At 44.9% G+C, this 17,879-nt stretch carries 14 protein-coding genes; 6 read left to right on the forward strand and 8 right to left on the reverse strand.

From position 1 onward, the window contains the following. The first annotated feature begins 57 nt into the window (after nt 1-57). Nucleotides 58-1,455 carry an asparagine--tRNA ligase gene (asnS, locus tag H8B19_RS00340; RefSeq protein WP_186504792.1) on the forward strand — a complete coding sequence of 466 codons (1,398 nt, stop codon included), beginning with the start codon at nt 58-60 and terminating at the stop codon, nt 1,453-1,455. An 82-nt stretch (nt 1,456-1,537) separates the two neighbouring features. Here the strand turns inward: asnS and H8B19_RS00345 are convergent, their stop codons facing one another. Both H8B19_RS00345 and H8B19_RS00350 read right to left on the reverse strand, forming a co-directional pair. Next, nucleotides 1,538-2,089, reverse strand: coding sequence for an NAD(P)H nitroreductase (locus tag H8B19_RS00345; RefSeq protein ID WP_186504793.1), 552 nt, complete (start codon nt 2,087-2,089; stop codon nt 1,538-1,540). A gap of 407 nt (nt 2,090-2,496) precedes the next feature. Continuing rightward, the gene (locus H8B19_RS00350; protein WP_186504794.1) at nt 2,497-3,129 is read right to left on the reverse strand and encodes an HvfX family Cu-binding RiPP maturation protein; all 633 of its coding nucleotides are present in this window, start codon (nt 3,127-3,129) and stop codon (nt 2,497-2,499) included. Between the two features lie 99 nt (nt 3,130-3,228). Here H8B19_RS00350 and H8B19_RS00355 point away from each other — a divergent pair, with 99 nt between their 5' ends. After that, a complete protein-coding gene (locus H8B19_RS00355; protein WP_186504795.1) occupies nt 3,229-3,438 on the forward strand; it encodes a hypothetical protein in 210 nt (69 codons plus the stop codon). Here the strand turns inward: H8B19_RS00355 and H8B19_RS00360 are convergent. The 5 genes from H8B19_RS00360 to H8B19_RS00380 all read right to left on the reverse strand — a co-directional run bounded on the left by H8B19_RS00360 (nt 3,425) and on the right by H8B19_RS00380 (nt 11,641). Continuing rightward, nucleotides 3,425-6,538: an efflux RND transporter permease subunit gene (locus H8B19_RS00360; RefSeq protein WP_186504796.1), complete on the reverse strand. Its 3,114-nt coding sequence runs from the start codon at nt 6,536-6,538 to the stop codon at nt 3,425-3,427. The genes H8B19_RS00355 and H8B19_RS00360 overlap by 14 nt on opposite strands. A 9-nt stretch (nt 6,539-6,547) precedes the next feature. After that, nucleotides 6,548-7,654, reverse strand: a complete 1,107-nt coding sequence (locus H8B19_RS00365) for an efflux RND transporter periplasmic adaptor subunit (protein ID WP_186504797.1) — start codon at nt 7,652-7,654, stop codon at nt 6,548-6,550. Between the two features lie 102 nt (nt 7,655-7,756). After that, the gene (locus tag H8B19_RS00370; protein WP_186504798.1) at nt 7,757-8,125 is read right to left on the reverse strand and encodes a hypothetical protein; all 369 of its coding nucleotides are present in this window, start codon (nt 8,123-8,125) and stop codon (nt 7,757-7,759) included. 21 nt (nt 8,126-8,146) lie between these two features. Then, on the reverse strand, nt 8,147-9,367 hold the full coding sequence (locus H8B19_RS00375; RefSeq protein WP_186504799.1) for a GGDEF domain-containing protein: 1,221 nt from the start codon (nt 9,365-9,367) through the stop codon (nt 8,147-8,149). A gap of 207 nt (nt 9,368-9,574) precedes the next feature. Next, nucleotides 9,575-11,641, reverse strand: coding sequence for an NADPH-dependent 2,4-dienoyl-CoA reductase (locus H8B19_RS00380; RefSeq protein WP_186504800.1), 2,067 nt, complete (start codon nt 11,639-11,641; stop codon nt 9,575-9,577). Nucleotides 11,642-11,793: 152 nt separating this feature from the next. On the opposite strand from H8B19_RS00380, the gene sppA reads away from it, so the two are divergent. The 4 genes from sppA to H8B19_RS00400 all read left to right on the forward strand — a co-directional run bounded on the left by sppA (nt 11,794) and on the right by H8B19_RS00400 (nt 17,378). Continuing rightward, nucleotides 11,794-13,647, forward strand: a complete 1,854-nt coding sequence (gene sppA / locus H8B19_RS00385; RefSeq protein ID WP_186504801.1) for a signal peptide peptidase SppA — start codon at nt 11,794-11,796, stop codon at nt 13,645-13,647. Nucleotides 13,648-13,778: 131 nt separating this feature from the next. Continuing rightward, complete coding sequence (ansA, locus tag H8B19_RS00390) at nt 13,779-14,786, forward strand: asparaginase (RefSeq protein ID WP_186504802.1); 1,008 nt, start codon at nt 13,779-13,781, stop codon at nt 14,784-14,786. Between the two features lie 113 nt (nt 14,787-14,899). Further along, nucleotides 14,900-16,087: a multidrug effflux MFS transporter gene (locus H8B19_RS00395; RefSeq protein ID WP_338401474.1), complete on the forward strand. Its 1,188-nt coding sequence runs from the start codon at nt 14,900-14,902 to the stop codon at nt 16,085-16,087. Between the two features lie 154 nt (nt 16,088-16,241). After that, nucleotides 16,242-17,378 carry a M14 family metallopeptidase gene (locus H8B19_RS00400; RefSeq protein ID WP_186504804.1) on the forward strand — a complete coding sequence of 379 codons (1,137 nt, stop codon included), beginning with the start codon at nt 16,242-16,244 and terminating at the stop codon, nt 17,376-17,378. 61 nt (nt 17,379-17,439) lie between these two features. On the opposite strand, the gene H8B19_RS18910 is transcribed toward H8B19_RS00400, so the two are convergent. After that, nucleotides 17,440-17,874 (reverse strand): DUF192 domain-containing protein, encoded by a 435-nt coding sequence (locus H8B19_RS18910; protein WP_186504805.1) that lies wholly within the window; start codon nt 17,872-17,874, stop codon nt 17,440-17,442. Nucleotides 17,875-17,879: the final 5 nt, after the last annotated feature.

Here is a 17,879-nt window from a genome sequence, read left to right on the forward strand (position 1 = left end):
GCTCAACTCTTAAACATTACAATGATTAATTCGCATTGCGCTCGATTGGAGAAATACATGACGCATTCCCCGGTAGCTGAAGTGCTGTCTGGCAAATTTGCCGAAGGTACCGACGTGGTTATTAAAGGCTGGATCCGCACTCGCCGTGATTCAAAAGCTGGTTTGTCATTTTTGGCTGTACACGATGGCAGCTGTTTTGACCCTGTTCAGGTTATCGCCTTAAATTCACTGAATAACTACGAAGACATTAAAAAGCTGACTACCGGTTGCTCTGTAGAAGTAAAAGGTACCATCAAAGCATCACAAGGTCAGGGACAGGCATGGGAAATTGATGCCACTGAGGTCACCATTATTGGCTGGGTAGAAAATCCAGATACTTACCCGATGGCAGCTAAACGCCACTCAATCGAGTATTTACGTGAACATGCTCATTTACGTCCCCGTACTAATATTATTGGTGCGGTAGCGCGTGTACGTAACTGTTTATCGCAGGCACTGCATCGCTTTTTCCATGAAAATGGTTATGTGTGGGTCAGCACGCCGATTTTGACCGCCAGTGATACCGAAGGCGCGGGAGAAATGTTCCGTGTCTCCACGCTGGATATGAATAACCTGCCTCGCACTGACAAAGGCGACGTGGATTACAGCGAAGACTTTTTTGGTAAAGAAACCTACCTGACGGTATCTGGCCAGTTAAACGGTGAAACTTACGCCTGTGCCTTATCTAAAATTTATACCTTCGGTCCGACTTTCCGTGCAGAAAACTCCAATACCAGTCGTCACTTAGCTGAATTCTGGATGATTGAGCCGGAAGTGGCTTTTGCTGAATTAAAAGACATCGCGCAGCTATCTGAAGATATGCTCAAATACGTGTTCAAAGCGGTACTTGAAGAGCGTGCTGATGATATGGCGTTTTTTGCTGAGCGTGTTAATAAAGAAGCCATCACACGTTTACAAAAAGTGATTGAACAGGATTTTGTACGCATGGATTACACCGATGCCATCGAAATTCTTAAAAACAGCGGTAAAGACTTTGAGTTCCCGGTTGACTGGGGTGTGGATTTATCCTCTGAGCACGAACGTTATCTGGCGGAAGAGCATGTCGGTGCGCCTATCATTATGCAAAACTACCCTAAAGATATTAAAGCCTTTTACATGCGTTTAAATGACGATGGTAAAACCGTTGCTGCAATGGACGTATTAGCGCCGGGTATTGGTGAAATCATCGGTGGCTCTCAGCGTGAAGAGCGTCTGGATGTATTTGATGCGCGTCTGGAAGAAATGGGCTTAGATAAAGAAGATTACGGCTGGTATCGCGACCTGCGTCGTTATGGCACAGTGCCACACGCCGGATTTGGCTTAGGTTTTGAACGTTTAGTGGCTTATGTAACCGGCGTACAAAACGTACGTGATGTGATTCCGTTCCCACGTACACCGGGCAATGCCAACTACTAATTGATAAAAAAACAGCTAAAACTATAAAAGCGTCCATCAGGACGCTTTTTTATTACCTTACATAAAATAACAGCGCAGTACGTTAGTCCCAAAAGGTAAAATACTGAGAGGTATCTTTGGCGGGATGTGTTGGCCCTTCAGTTGCGGGTGTACCCAAATACAGATAACCCACAATTTCATCCTGCTCCGCTAAATTAAGTGCCTGTTTCACTTCATCCATTTGTGCATAAGCACCGGTGCGCCAAATACCATTAAAACCTTGTGCCAGCGCTGCCATTTGCATGGCATGCACCGAACATGACGCTGATGCCACCTGCTCTACCCAGGGCACTTTAGGGTGATCGACATATTTCGCAATGGCTACAATCACCATAGGTGCACGCAGCGGTAAGTCACTGGCGCGTTGTATGTCTTTTTCTGACATATCGTTGGCAATCGCCGCCGTTTCATAAATATCCCCCAGTTTGCGTAAACCCGCACCGGTGCAAACGATAAACTGCCAGGGTGTTAATGCAGCATGGTCGGGCGCGCGCAGCGCCGCCTGCATTATATTTTCCAGCGCCTCACCTGATGGCGCCGGCTCATGTAATCGGGGTTGAGAAGAACGATGAAGTAACAACTCAAGAGCTTGCATAATTGGCCTTATGTATTGCTAAAATTCCTGATTAACTTAGAAAAAGCGCATTAAGTTCGCAACTATTATTTTAGAGCGTGTTGATCTTTGCGGTATATTTTTGCAACGAATTGCGCGGTATTTAAACAATGAAGCACAAATGTGGTGTAGTTGTTCTACATAAATGAGTGCTGAAGCACTAGAAATACCGCGCAAACGTTGCCCGAAGGGTTCGTCCTAAACACTTTTCACTCTTTATGAAAGACTCCTGTCTTTCACCGCTTCGCGGCCAGCTAAAGCTGTTTTATGGCGTTCCCTACGCCATAATGTTACTTATTTTTGACTTAATCCATTAGGTCTGCAAATAAGCGTCGCGATTAAAAAGCATTTAGTTAGAACAAAATTCATACAGCAAAGTTCAGCACGCTCTAATTTACGTCCTGTTTTTTTAACCAACCGACTAACCAGTAATCAATACTGACAAATCGACCACCACCGCTAAAAAACAGTGTCAGTAACATCACAAAATAGGTCGCCGCAAACTCAATACCATTATTCAGAATCACGAAGTTACCGCTACTGGTCAGCCAGTCGTAGTGGCCATATTGCTGTAACAGCTCTTTTGCCCTGGCTAATTTATCGGCAGCGGCCATTACATTTTCGTTGTACAAAATTGTGCCATCGGCTAACCAGCTAGTGCCATCGGCAATTGCCAGCCAGCCGTTTGGCCAGTGCACTGAAAAGATCGCCACTAACATAGTTATCATTAGTGGAATACTGACTAAACGTGTTGCAATACCAAGCAACAGCAATACACCGCCGATTAATTCAGCAGCCACTGCCAGTGTTGCCAGTAACACAGGAAATGGCAAACCCAGCCCCCAGTCACTGTTGCCAAACCAGGCAGCTGTGTCGTCAAACGCCAGATATTTAGTCCAGCCAGCCTGAATCATAATGGGAGCTAAATACAAGCGCAGTAATAAGGGAGCAAGTCCATCAGCAACTGAAATGTTATTAATAGTCGAACGATAAAATTGGGACAAACGTATAATTAACGCCATAGTGCTTCCTGCGATTAAAAGTTATTCTTAGTACAGGAAAGTATCAAAGACCTTAAACTTTCAATGATCACGAAATATCGTAAAAAGAGGTGTGGATTAATGAGTCAGGATAAAAAAAGCCCATTGCATAATCTTTTCGCGCGCCAGCAACCTAAAGTGGCCGCCAAAAAGAAAGTGGGTAAATTACTGACCAGCATGGCCGAAGAAGACCATAAACGCATCGCTTTATTAATAAAAAAGTGGTTAGAACAAGATGAAGCTCGCGCAGCTAAAAAGCTGGCGAACTCCAATAAACCTAAAATCCGCTAGACCGCTTTTGTCCTGAAAAGACCGGATACAATAAAGGCAAAATAATCAGTGTAAGAAAGGTCGCACTGACAATGCCTCCCACAATCACAGTGGCTAAAGGACGCTGAATTTCAGCACCTACCCCAGTTGAACTTAATACCGGAATTAAACCCAAGGCAGAGGTTATGGCCGTCATTAAAACCGGTCGTAATCGGCTCGCTGCGCCACTTAACACCGCTTCGTTTAAAGCTATTCCACTGCCAAGTCGTGCATTGATGCTATCCACCATCACCACACCGTTAAGCACAGCCACCCCAAACAAGGTAATAAAGCCAACTGAAGCAGGCACAGAAATATACAATCCGGATACGTACAAACTAACAATGCCGCCTATCATAGCCAGTGGCACATTAATTAAAATTAACGCCACCTGTGACCAGCTCGCAAATGTAATAAATAGCAACAGTGCTATTAATGCCAGTGACACCGGCACCATCAGCATTAAACGTTTTTCTGCCCGTTGTTGCGATTCAAACTGCCCGCCAATCACCACAGAATAACCAGCGGGTAAATCCAGCTTGTTATTCACCCTTTGCCTGATATCAGCGACGACACTGCCCATATCCCGTCCCTGAACATTCGCTTCAACGACCAATCTGCGCTGCACATCGTCCCGACGAATTTGCGGTAATCCGGATTGTATTTTAACTTGAGCAACATCCTGCACTCTAACCCAGGCCCCACTGGGTGAACGTAAAATAAGTGCATTTATTGCGTCTATCTGATCGCGGTATTCAGCAGCCAGACGCACATAAATATCATAACGTTCATTGCCTTCTATCACCGAACCCGCACTCACGCCACCAATGCCCTGACTCACTAACTGCATAAGGTCAGCCACCGACAAGCCATAACGGGATAAGGCCTCCCGGTCAGGCTCAACGATCAGTTGCGCTTCACCTTTGTTTTGTTCAAGCGCTACATCACGAGTTCCTGTCACATCCAGCACTAGCTGTTCTAATTGCTGCCCTTTTTGCGCTAACACCTCAAGGTCTGGTCCAAACAGCTTTATAGCCAGTTGAGATTTTACCCCGGATAATAACTCGTCTACCCGCGTGGCAATGGGTTGTGAAAAGGTAAACAACAATCCCGGATGCTGTTCCAACTGTTGTTGCATTTTATGTTGCAGTTCAAATCGATTAGTGGCGCTGGTCCACTGACTGACTGGCAATAATCCAATGTAGATTTCGATATTATTCACCGGCTCAGGATCACCACCGATTTCTGCTCTGCCTATCCGGCTTAAGGCATAAGTTACTTCGGGGAATGTCATCAGCATAGCTTCCAGTTTTGGCGCAACGGTTAACGCTGTATCTAAACTGGCAGACGGGGCAAGTGTGACCCTTAGATTAATTGTGCCTTCTTCCAGTTCCGGCACAAATTCACTGCCGAGCTTACTGGCTAACACCAGAGACAGTGCAAACAACCCCATGGTTAATAAGACGATTTTATTGCGGTGTCTGGTTAAACGGAAAAGCAGTTGCCGATAGCCGTTTTCCAATCTCAGCATAATGGGATTTACCCGGGTTTTATTGGTGCGTAAAGTCAAACTGGCTAATGCGGGGATCAACACCAATGCCACTGCCACAGCCGCAACTATCGCCAGCATTATACTGATGGCCATTGGCTCAAACAGCTTAGCTTCAACACCTTCAAAACTGAACAAGGGTAAAAACACCACCAGTATAATCAGTGCGGCAAAAAAAACCGGTTTTGCAACGGCTGATGCCGCATTGATAAAGTCGGTTTGCCGGGCGTTATTGCCGTGGCTTAATAGGTTTTCAACCATCACCACCGAACCATCGACTAACATACCAATGGCAACCGCAATGCCACCTAACGACATTAAATTGGCTGACATACCAAACAGCGACATTACCAATAACGCTAATGCAATAGAGATTGGGACAGACAGGATCACTAACAAGGTCGCTTTAAGATCGAGTAAAAACAGTAACAACACCAGTAGAATAAAGACAAAGGCAATCAATAAAGCCTTAACCACGGTATTGACCGCCTGCTCTACCAAATTAGACTGGTCATAAAAAGGTCTGAAGCTCACACCCTGTGGCAACGCCTGCTGGATCAGAGTTACGCGCTGTTTAATATCGTCTATTGTCGCTTTGGTATTGGCGCCGGTTCTTTTGAGCACTATGCCGGACACCACTTCCCCCAAAGCCTGCACTTGTCCATGTTTATCCCGCTGTGTCATGGTGACAGCGCCCTGGCGAATTTCAGCCCCCCATTCCACCTGCGCCAGGTCGGACACAGTTACGACGGTACCATCAAGGGTTTTAACCGGAATTTGGGCTATTTGCTTCAGTCCTAATTCACCGGCTTGCAGCCAGCCGATCCCCCGGACAACCAGCTGTTGCTCGGCTCTTGAAATATACCAGCCCCCCGCATTCATATTGTTATTTTCAACGGCCTGCAGCACATCCTGTTGTGATAAGCCGTACGCCAGCAATTTATCGGCATTGAGATTGACCTGAAACTGGCGAACTTCTCCACCAAATGACAATACCTCAGTCACCCCCTGAACCGGCATTAATAAAAGCTTAACCACCCAGTCATTCAGGCTGCGTAACTGCATCAGATCATAACCACTATCCTCATCGGCTAATAATAAGTATTGATACACCTGCCCTAAACCGGATGAATTAGGTCCCATGGTGGGTGTGCCCGCCTCTTTTGGAATTTGATTCACCGCAGTTTGTAACTGCTCAAATACCTGCTGCCTTGCAAAATAAATATCGGTGACATCGTTGAATACCACTGTCACCACAGACAATCCATTTTTAGAAATGGAACGCACTTGCTCGACATCGGGCAAACTATACATTACCGATTCGATAGGAAAGGAAATCAGCTTTTCAACCTCTTCCGCCCCTAATCCTTTCGCTTCGGTGTTTATCGAAACCTGCACATTTGTTACGTCGGGGAAGGCATCCAGTTTTAAATCAGGTAGTTGAAATGCCGCAATTACCAACAAAATACAGCTTGTCAGCACCACCAGCATGCGCCGTTCCACTGACCATTTAATAATATTGTGAAATAACATGGCCGCTCCTTAGTGGTTATGTGGATCAAAGCCACTTTTGGCCATTTGAGACTGTATAAAAAAAGCCCCCTGGCTAACAATCGACTCACCAACTTCTATTCCTGAAATTTCAACGTGCTGGCCTGAGCTACGTTTCAACTGCACTTCTTTCGCAGCAAAGTGTCCGGGCTCTGTTTGCACAAACACCATCCAGTCACCGTCGTCGCTTTGCATCAAGGCATGTTGCGGGACAAAAATACCCGACACCTGTTCTGCAAACAGGGCTTTGGCAAACATGCCTGGATGTAACTGATGGCCATGATTTTCAAGCTGCAAACGAATAATACGGGTGCGGGTTTGTGCATCAATAATGTGCGATTGCTGACTCAGTGAAGCGTTATATTGCTTGCCCGCCACATCCACTGAAACAGCTAATGAACTTAAAGGTGGCAGTTCAGCTTGTGGAGCAATGCGTGCCTCAACCCACAATACCGATTCTTCAGCAATATCCATTAATGCCTGACCGGCCTCAACCCGTTGCCCCTGACGAAAGTCATCGTTTAATACAGTACCGGAGAGCCTCGCAGGCAAAGTATATTCCCCCAGCGCTGTGCTGTTATCCTCGACCAGCTTTTTGATGCTATCGTCATCCAGTCCATAGGCGATTAAACGCGCTTTAGCAGCAATGTACCGGGTTTGGGCATCACGTCTGGATTTCTCGCTCACGGTTGAGCTTTCTAACGTTTTTAAACGCTGCCAGTCAGCAAAGGCGATACGGTATTGCGCCTGCGCTTCGGCAACTTTGTCACTGAACAAGGTAATCAAAGGCTGATTCACCGCCACATGTTCACCCAGTGAAACATGACGCTTTAGCACCACAGATTCGACTCTGGGCGAAACCACATAGCTGGTATAACCATTGGCTTTTATTTCTGCCGGTGCCCTAAAAACTAATTTAGCGCCGGTGTTTTTGATGGGTTGAATTTTTATGCCCGCGGTCTCAATTTGGCTGGCCGACAGTTCAATAACATTTTCCCGCTGATGCTGATGTGATTCATTAGCCCGTGACGCACCAGCGTAAATAAACATAAAACCAATTGCACACAATGCAACCGGCTTATAAAAAGCAGTTATCATTTTTTAATTCCCATAGCCAGCAGCACACCAAAAGTGTGATTTAACGCCAGCTATTTTTAAGTTTTAAACGATGACATCAAAGCAGTTGATGCCTTTTAACGGTTAAACGGATTGGGAATTTTTAATCGGAGGTCTGAGTAAATTATCGGGGATATATTCCGGAATAAACTGGCTAAAGCCAGGACTTTTTCCTTGTTTAATCGGACTGCTATTTAAAGTAGCACTGACCAAAATGGCAGAGTTAGCGTGATTACCCTGACAATGACCACAGTGGTGACAATCCTGAATATTGTGTTGTGAATTGTAGCCATCAGCTATATCAGATTGCGGGGTACTATCCTGTTGATGTGAGTGAACCGTTTGTAAATGTGTTTTATCCAGCTGATGAGGTAAAGATGCATTCGCCACCGCAATGCAAGACTGCACCACCGGTGCGACAAAGACAACAAGACTAATCAGGCATTTATTCATTGTTTTTTCAGTTACTCAACACTACGGGGCCAGCTTAACACAGTTTCGGCCAGCCGCCTTAGCTTTGTATAAGGCGCCGTCTGCCGCTTTCATCACATCATCAAATTCTGTTAACTGCTGACCACATTCAGCCACACCAAAACTGGCGGTAACAAATACCTGCTGGCTTTTCTTGGGTGGATTTTTACGTTGTTTTGAGTTGGACTTTGGCCTGTCCTGATCGCGTAATAAAAAGGGTCGAGCCCCAATTGTTTCACGCACAGCCTCAACAAACACTTTAGCTTGTTGTGCGGATTTATTGGCAAACACTATGGTAAATTCTTCGCCACCATAACGAAACGCGCGCCCACCACCGCCTACTTTGTCTACGCAACTGGCGACCATTTTTAATACCTGATCTCCCACATCGTGGCCGTATTTATCGTTAAAAGACTTAAATTTATCCACGTCTGCCATCACCACAACATACTTTTTACCCAGTGTTGCGGCATATTGCATTAACGCACGGCGACCTTTAATACCGGTTAACTCATCTTTAAACGCCATGTTGTAGCTATCGTGCAGGATCAACACACAAAAAGCAGCAGCCAGCATGCTTAACATTAACTGAGGCAAAATCATGCCAAAATACAGCATCATGCCCGAGACACTTAGAGTCGCCAGCATCAAAGCGGCATGACGATTGGTCGGCGCCAGTATAAAACGAATAATACCGATGATTTGAATCATCACTAATAACAACAATTCAGCACCGCTGAATTTCATTTTGGCTATACTGGGCGGCTGTAATAGCTGATTCAACCACTCTGCTGACGTCATATGCAACGACATACTGGCAATAATAACCGCGGCATTAGCGCACACCAGCAGTACAAGAGCACTTAATAATGCCACTGGGCTGAAACCCCTTTCCTTATCCCACATTAGAGTGGTCATAGACGTCACCAGTACAATTGGCAGGAAATGCTGAACTTGAAGAGGGTCAATAAACCCTGCAGGGATAGCTGGCAAATATAAACTGGCCAACAACAGTAACGAAGCAATAAACAAGCGGCTGTAACCAAATTGCACCGACATTACTGCTGCGACCAGTAACAAAGAGTGCGGCAACCATTGCAGTTTTTGCATATATTGGCCAAGCAAAATGGGAAGCTTATCGACACTCACAATAAGCAACACAATAAATACCAGTTGTCCAAGAAGCGATTTCACCGCAAAACGTGCTGTTTCTAACAGATTCAATGGATGCCCTTTAATGTCGAATTGTTGCTAATGTGCACACTGTTAATGCCAGTGTATTATGTTGCCAGATTACTGAATAAATTGAAAAAACCTTGTGAATTTTATTTATACCCAAGCCGGGCTTTTAATACCTGAACAATTTGTAATTGAGGGAACAAAAAGCCGGACACAATGTCCGGCTTCAGTCTGTTCTTGAAAGAGTATTAATTAAATGACGGACGCTAGTTCAGCGCCCTGGCGAATTGCACGTTTGGCATCCAGTTCAGATGCGACATCCGCTCCACCAATTAAGTGACTTACGATACCCAGTTCTTCAAGCTGTTGTGCTAATTGCCTGTTAGGTTGCTGGCCAGCACAAATAATCACATTATCCACCTCTAAACAACGCGATTGCTGATTAACAGTAATATGCAGACCTTTATCATCGATTTTGTCGTAACTGACGCCCGGAATCATTTGCACATTTTTAGCCTTTAATGTGGCTCTGTGAGTCCAGCCGGTCGTCTTACCCAGGCCCTTACCCACCCGACTGGTTTTACGTTGCAGCAAATAAATTTCGCGTTCGGCGGGGGCTACATCAGGCTGCGTTAATGCGCCACGCTGTGAGTAGCTTTGATCAATGCCCCAACTTTTTAGCCAGCGCTGTTTATCCAGCGTAAGCGAATCCGATTCAACCAGATATTCCGCCACATCAAAACCAATACCACCTGCGCCGATTATCGCGACTTTATCACCCACTTTTTTGTGTGATTTCAACACATCAAGGTAGGTTAATACGCTGGGATGCTCAATGCCCGGGATGTCCAACTGACGCGGCGTAATACCTGTTGCTATTACCACTTCATCAAAGTTTTGCCGTTGCAGAGATTCTGCACTCTGCTCTGATTGCAGATGTAGCTTCACCCCTGATGCCAATAAACGATTGGCAAAATAACGCAAGGTTTGGTGGAATTCTTCTTTACCCGGAATTTGTTTGGCGTAATTAAACTGCCCACCTATTTCCGATGCCTTATCAAATAAGTGAACCTCATGACCACGCTCTGCCGCGTAACAACTAAATGCCAGCCCTGCCGGGCCTGCCCCCACGACGGCTATTTTTTTAACTTGTGCTGCAGGTTCAAAATTTAATTCGGTTTCATAGCCCGCTCTGGGATTAACCAGACAGCTTGCCCGTTTTTTCTCAAACACATGGTCTAAACAGGCCTGATTACAGGCAATGCAGGTATTGATAGTGTCCGCTTTGCCGGCGTAGGCTTTATTCACAAAATCCGCATCCGCCAGCATAGGACGTGCCATTGACACCATATCGGCATGGCCCTCAGCTAAAACCTGTTCAGCAACGGCAGGATCATTAATGCGATTTGAGGTGATGAGCGGAATATTAACCTGCCCCATCATACGCTGAGTGATCCAGGTAAAAGCTGCGCGCGGCACAGAGGTACTGATGGTTGGCACTTTGGCTTCATGCCAGCCAATGCCGGTATTAATAATGGTTGCCCCTGCCTGTTCTATTAATTTAGCCAGTTCAACCACTTCTGCCCATTCATGTCCGCCTTCAACCAAATCCAACATAGACAGACGGTAGATAATAATAAACTGTTCACCCACTGCCGCTCTTACCGCTTTGACGGTTTCAATCGCTAACCGTGCGCGGTTTTCAAAACTTCCGCCCCACTCATCGTCACGTAAATTTGTGCGCGGGCATAAAAACTGATTAATCAGATAACCTTCAGAACCCATGATCTCAACACCATCATAGTCTGCCAGTTGCGCCATTTTGGCGCTGTTAGCGTAATCTTTAATGGTACTTTTAATTTCACGTACAGACAGTGCTTTGGGCTTAAACGGATTGATTGGGGCCTTGATAGCAGAAGGTGCCACATTAAAGGGATGGTAAGCATAACGACCTGTATGCAATATCTGCATACAGATTTTACCGCCAGCCTGATGCACTGCATCCGTCACCTGACGGTGCTCTTTGGCGTGGCGTTTATTTGCCATTCTTGATGCAAAAGGGAAAATCCAGCCCCGACGATTGGGACTCACGCCACCTGTGACAATCAAACCGACCCCACCTTTAGCACGTTCAGCATAAAATGCAGCCAGTTTCTTAAAACCGTCTTTTTCTTCTTCCAGTCCTACGTGCATTGAGCCCATCAATACACGGTTTTTTAACTGAGTAAACCCCAAATCCAAAGGTCTGAATAAATGAGGATAAAGTGCATGGCTGTTTACTGACGTTGGTTGCGGGATGGCTGTGGCCTTGTTTGACATTGTTATCACCCTGACTGGTCTTACCTGTTGACGCAGTCTACTCTAAATAGCCAGAATAAAAAGCGCAAGATCATATTTAATTACATTTAGGATTTCGTAATCACTAATCATATGGTTAGAATGAAGGATTGCAAAAATATAGGTGGTACTAAATGGCATCAGGTAATAGCTGGACTAAAGCCCTTTTCGTCGGAATATGGAACGTTCTCAACTTCATTCGAAGTGCATTTTTTAACATTATTTTCATCGTTATCGTTATATTTATCATCAGCGCCGCCTTCTCCGGTGATGATAAGATTACCGTGCCAGTGAAATCGGCGCTGGTTTTAAACATTAAAGGTAATGTTGTTATTCAAAAAGAGGCAGTTGATCCGCTTCAAACCTTTGTCGAAGACGCCACCGGTCATAAAGACACACCAAACGAAGAATTATTAGACGATATTATCTTTGCAATCAATAATGCCAAGGAAGATCAGCGTATTAAAACGCTGGTACTGGATTTGGAAAACATGCGTGGCGCCGGTCTGGACAAACTTGAGCAGATTGCTGCCGCGATCGATGACTTTAAACAAAGTGGCAAACCGGTATTTGCCATCGCCGACAACTATTCTCAAGGCCAGTATTACCTGGCGGCCCATGCCGATCACCTTTATTTGAATCCGATGGGCACAGTGTTATTTGAAGGATTTGGTCGTTATGGCATGTATTTCAAAAGCGCATTGGAAAAATTAAAAGCCAATGCCCATATTTTCCGGGTCGGAACCTTTAAATCTGCGGTTGAGCCATTCATTCGTGATGATATGTCAGATGCCGCCAAAGAGGCCAACAACGCCTGGTTATCTGCCATGTGGCAGCAGTATAAAGAATCGGTTGCGAATGCGCGTAATGTCGACATCAGCAACTTCGATGAAAAGGCCGATGTTTTGCTAGCCAAGCTTGAAGAAGCCAACGGTGATTTCGCCCAGTATGCTCTCAATAATCAGTGGGTTGACGCATTAAAAACGCGTCAGCAAGTCGTAAATGATATTAGCGACATCGTGGGAAAATCCGATAGTAAGCGTGGTTACACTAATATCGATTTAGATGACTATTTAGATGTTATTCGCTCGCCTTTTCCATCAAAAAGTAAGACAGATAACGTTGCGATCGTGGTAGCCAAAGGCGAAATTTTAGATGGCAGCAAGCAACCGGGTACCATTGGTGGTGATAGTACTGCCCGTTTATTGCGTAAAGCTCGTTTGGATGACAGCGTAAAAGCGGTAGTGCTTTATGTAGATTCACCCGGTGGCAGCGCATTTGCGTCAGAAGTTATCCGTCAGGAAATTGAAAGCTTAAAAGCGGCAGGCAAACCCGTCGTTGCACAAATGAGCAGCGTCGCAGCCTCTGGCGGTTACTGGATTTCAGCCAGTGCCGATGAAATATGGGCAGCTCCCTCAACCATTACTGGCTCAATTGGTATATTTGGCATGTTCCTGACCTTTGAAAACTCACTTGAACATATTGGTATCCACACCGATGGCATTGCCACCACTGAGCTGGCTGGTATTTCACAATACCGGGCCCTCGATCCTAAAGTGGGTGCTATTTTCCAGCGTTCAATTGAAAATGGTTACGATAAATTTATATCCATGGTGGCTGAAAACCGCCATATGACCAAAGAACAGGTTGATCAAATCGCACAAGGTCGTGTGTGGATTGGTGAAGCAGCAAAAGATTTGGGACTGGTTGATCATCTTGGTTATATCAACGATGCGATTGCTTCCGCCGCCAAGCTGGCTGGTCTGGAAAAATACGATACTAAAACCATCGAAAAAGAGTTGTCGCCTCAGCAAAAATTTATGCAAAAGTTATTTGGCAAAGCTTCAGCCATAGTTAAGTCCGATATTTCCAGCGAGCCAAATGCACTGGTCAAGTTACTAAACAGTGTATTGGGAGATATTAAGCCGGTAACCGAGCTAAATGATCCAAACGGTATTTATGCAAGGTGTTTGGCCTGTGAAATCTAACCTGTAAATATCAGGTAACAGAAATCAGTCAGGCTCACTTCGGTGGGCCTGATTTGTTTCACAGACACAGCAAAGCGAACAAGGTATTATAGCGGGCTAACCTGCGCCAAATAACAGATAAAAAATATTCGATGAAAAAACACATTTATATCGCTTACACTGGTGGCACAATCGGTATGAGACCTTCCAGCAAAGGTTATGTGCCCGCAGCGGGATTTTTAAGCCAGACGCTGGCAAATATGCCGGAATTTCACCGCAAGGAGATGCCGGACTTTACTATCCATGAATACCCTTGTTTGATTGATTCATCAGATATGTCGCCAGCAGACTGGCAACTTATCGCTGATGATGTTCAGCAAAATTACCATGAGTATGATGGTTTTATTATCCTGCATGGTACAGATACTATGGCATACACCGCATCTGCCCTGTCGTTTATGCTGGAAAACTTAAGTAAACCGGTAATCGTTACCGGCTCACAAATCCCGCTGGCAGAATTGCGCTCAGATGGTCAGGTCAATTTGCTTAATTCGCTCTATTTGGCAGCTAACTACCCTATTCCGGAAGTGAGTTTATTTTTTAACAATAAATTGCTGCGCGGCAATCGAAGCAAAAAAATTCACGCCGATGGTTTTGGTGCATTTGATTCACCTAACTTTCCACCATTACTGGAAGCGGGCATAAACATTGAAGTCATCAAAGGGGAAGTAAAAGCAGCAATTGACCAACCTCTGAAGGTCACACCAGTTACACCGCAACCTATCGGTGTAGTGACTCTCTATCCGGGAATCAGTGCCGATGTGCTGCGTAATGTCATCCAGCAGCCAGTTAATGCTCTTATTTTATTAAGTTACGGTGTCGGCAATGCGCCACAAAATGAAGCCTTATTAGCACAACTTAAACATGCAGATGAGCAAGGCATAGTGGTGGTTAATTGCACTCAGTGTTTAAAAGGCAAAGTCAATATGGCCGGTTATGCCACAGGTAACGCACTTGCACAGCTTGGCGTGATATCGGCCGGTGATATGACAATGGAAGCCTGCCTGACCAAGTTACATTATTTGCTGTCACAAAACTTACCGGTTGAGCAGGTAAAATCTCTGATTGGCCAGAACTTACGTGGCGAACGCGCCAGCTAATACATTGTTAGTTTTACAGGTGTTTCCGGCTGAACCTGTCGCAATCAGCCAATTTTAATTTTTGAGGTAACATGCCCCCCATTCAGTCTTCACTGACACCGCAGGAAAATAAGATGTCCCTGCCGGAATTTATTGCGTTAATGGCCTTTATGACGTCGTTGGTGGCGCTCAGTATCGACGCAATGCTGCCCGCCCTCGATTTAATCGGGCAGGCACTTAATTCACCAGAGCCACAACAGACCCATCTGATTGTCTCGTTGTTCTTTTTTGGCATGGCGTTAGGCCAACTGTATTACGGCCCGTATTCTGATACTAAAGGGCGTCGTCGCGCAGTGTTATCCGGTTTATTTATTTATCTGTTGGGCACAGTTATTTGTTTAATGTCGCAGGATTTAAACTGGTTACTGTTTGGCCGTGTTGTGCAGGCGTTTGGAGTATCAGGCCCTCGTGTTGCCACCTTAGCGTTAATCCGCGATCAGTATCAGGGTGAAGCTATGGCACGCGTGATGTCATTTATTATGATGGTGTTTATTTTAGTGCCTATGATCGCACCGGTTGTGGGACAGGCCGTACTGGAGTTTTTCCACTGGCGACATATCTTCACTCTGTTTTTACTCATAACGGTCACACTGGGATTTTGGTTCTTTGTGCGTCAACCAGAAACACTACCACCAGAAAGACGGCGGATATTTAGTTGGTCTGATTTAGCCAAATCAAGCAAATATATTCTTACTCATTTTGAAGTAATGGGCTTTACGGTGGCAATGGGGATTATTTTTGGAGCCTTTTTAGCCTACATCAGTACATCACAAACTATCTTCCAGTCGATTTATCAAACCGGTGACTTATTCCCTGCATACTTTGCATTACTGGCGTTTTCGGTCGGTTTTGCCTCTTTTGCCAATGGCATGCTGGTCATGCGTCACGGTATGTTAAAACTCAGTAAGCTCGCTATGGTTGGTTTATTTGTAGGCAGTATTATTTTACTGGTGCTGTGTGTTAATACAGCTGGCAAACCACCATTGTGGCAATTACTCTGCTTATTATTCCCCATGTATTTTTGTGTGGGGATCCTGTTTGGAAATTTAAATTCGCTGGCGATGCAGCCCTTGGGTGATATGGCAGGATTAGGTGCTGCGATTATTGGTTCACTTAGCAGCTTGTTATCCGTGCCTGTGGCGATTTTTATTGGCCAGTTTGTTGAAACAGGTGTAACCGCTATCGCGATGGGGTTTGTTGGAATGAGTCTGCTGGCCTACATTTTGGTCACCCTAGCATCTAAACAACGTACGAGTATGTAACATCACTTGCGATGACAGCCGCACACTTTGTTCAAAAGTTAAACACTGTCATCGCTGTCGTCGTATCTTTGATAAAAATCCTTTTATTTCAATGCTAGTATCAATGCTATTGACTCATAGCCATATATAACCGGCTTAGAAATAAGGATCCCTGATGCGGGTAGTGTTGTTTTTTACTTTGCTGTTAGCTAATTATGTTTTTTCTTCCAGTGCTTTTAGCGCATGTCAGTTTGATAACATTCAATTCAATCGTGATTTCAGTGCAGCAAGATTATCTGACTGCGAAAAATTAACGGATAAACATTACTTACTCAGCATTTTGCCTGAAAAAACAGATGTAAATCCCAGCCCCTGGTTTAGTTTTAAGCTGCACAAACCAAGCCAGACAGCACTTACTTTAACCCTCGATTTTGGCAAATACCGGGCGCGTTATTTACCTAAAATAAGTAACGATAACGGCTATAACTGGCACACCGTTAAATTCGATGTCGAAAAAAACAAAATGACATTCACCATTAATGACGAGCAATCAGATATTTGGGTTACAGCTCAGCCGCCCGTGGTTGAACAGGATTACCTGAAATTTGAGAAAGACTTAGTAAAACAACATCCCTATTTAAAAAAGGATTCACTGGGCAAATCGGTAAAAGGGCGGGATATCACTGCACTAATTTCTACCACGCCGGATTCCAATAATTGGCTAGTGATGATAGGAAGACAACATCCGCCGGAAACCACCGGTGCTATTGCATTACAGGCATTTACCCAAACATTACTAAATCAAAATAACGTCGCCACAAAATTTAATATTCTACTGGTTCCTCTGGTTAATCCCGATGGGGTAAACGAAGGCAACTGGCGCAGTAATGTCAATGGTATTGATTTAAACCGGGATTGGTATCGGTTCAGTCAGCCTGAAACTAAAGCCATTAGAGATAAACTTCAGCAAATCACTACCACTGGCGGCAAAATCGTCTTTGCACTGGATTTCCACTCTACTTATGAAGATGTGTTTTACACCATGCCTGACGACAAAATTAACTTATCGCCCAGTGGCTTTACCGATAAGTGGTTAGATGATGTGCAAAAGCGCACACGTTGGACACTTAAGTTACAACGAAAGGCAGGCTACAAAAAGAACAGTGGTGTATTCAAACAATATATTGCCGATACCTATGGTGTGCATGCGGTAACCTATGAAGTGGCAGACAATAATCCACCAGCACGCATTGATTATATTGCCCGGGAGGCAGCAAAAAGTCTGGCGGAATTACTGAATAAAACCTTCTAACATCATCGTTTCAACCACACAAAAAAGGCGCCGGTCGGCGCCTTAACTTCATCATAAATTTTTAATTATCGAACTCGATCTTATCGCCAACTTTGACATTATTTTTGGCAAACCAACCTAACTCCATTTCCAGTGCAGCAATCACTTTGCCCGGCGATGGATGTGTGGTTTCGTCCAGAGCTTTCATCTGAATAATTGAAGTGATCACGCCATTTTCGTCAATATAAGCCAAATCCAGTGGGATCAAAGTATTTGCCATCCAGAAAGCCGTTTGTCTGGGATAAGGATAAACAAACAACATGCCCGGCTTGGCATCTTTACGCTCCATCAGGCCTTTAGCCCGTTCCTGCGGAGTATCAGCCAGTTCTACTTCAAGATGTTGCTGATTCACTCTGATTTTGACCAATTCCAGCGGCTCAGCACTGACCTGAGTCATCAGACCCAACCATACCGAGCACATTCCCGTAACCAACCATTTAAAACTGTATTTGTTCACTTCAA

The organism is Neptunicella marina, assembly GCF_014270035.1.
Lineage (GTDB): Bacteria > Pseudomonadota > Gammaproteobacteria > Enterobacterales > Alteromonadaceae > Neptunicella > Neptunicella marina.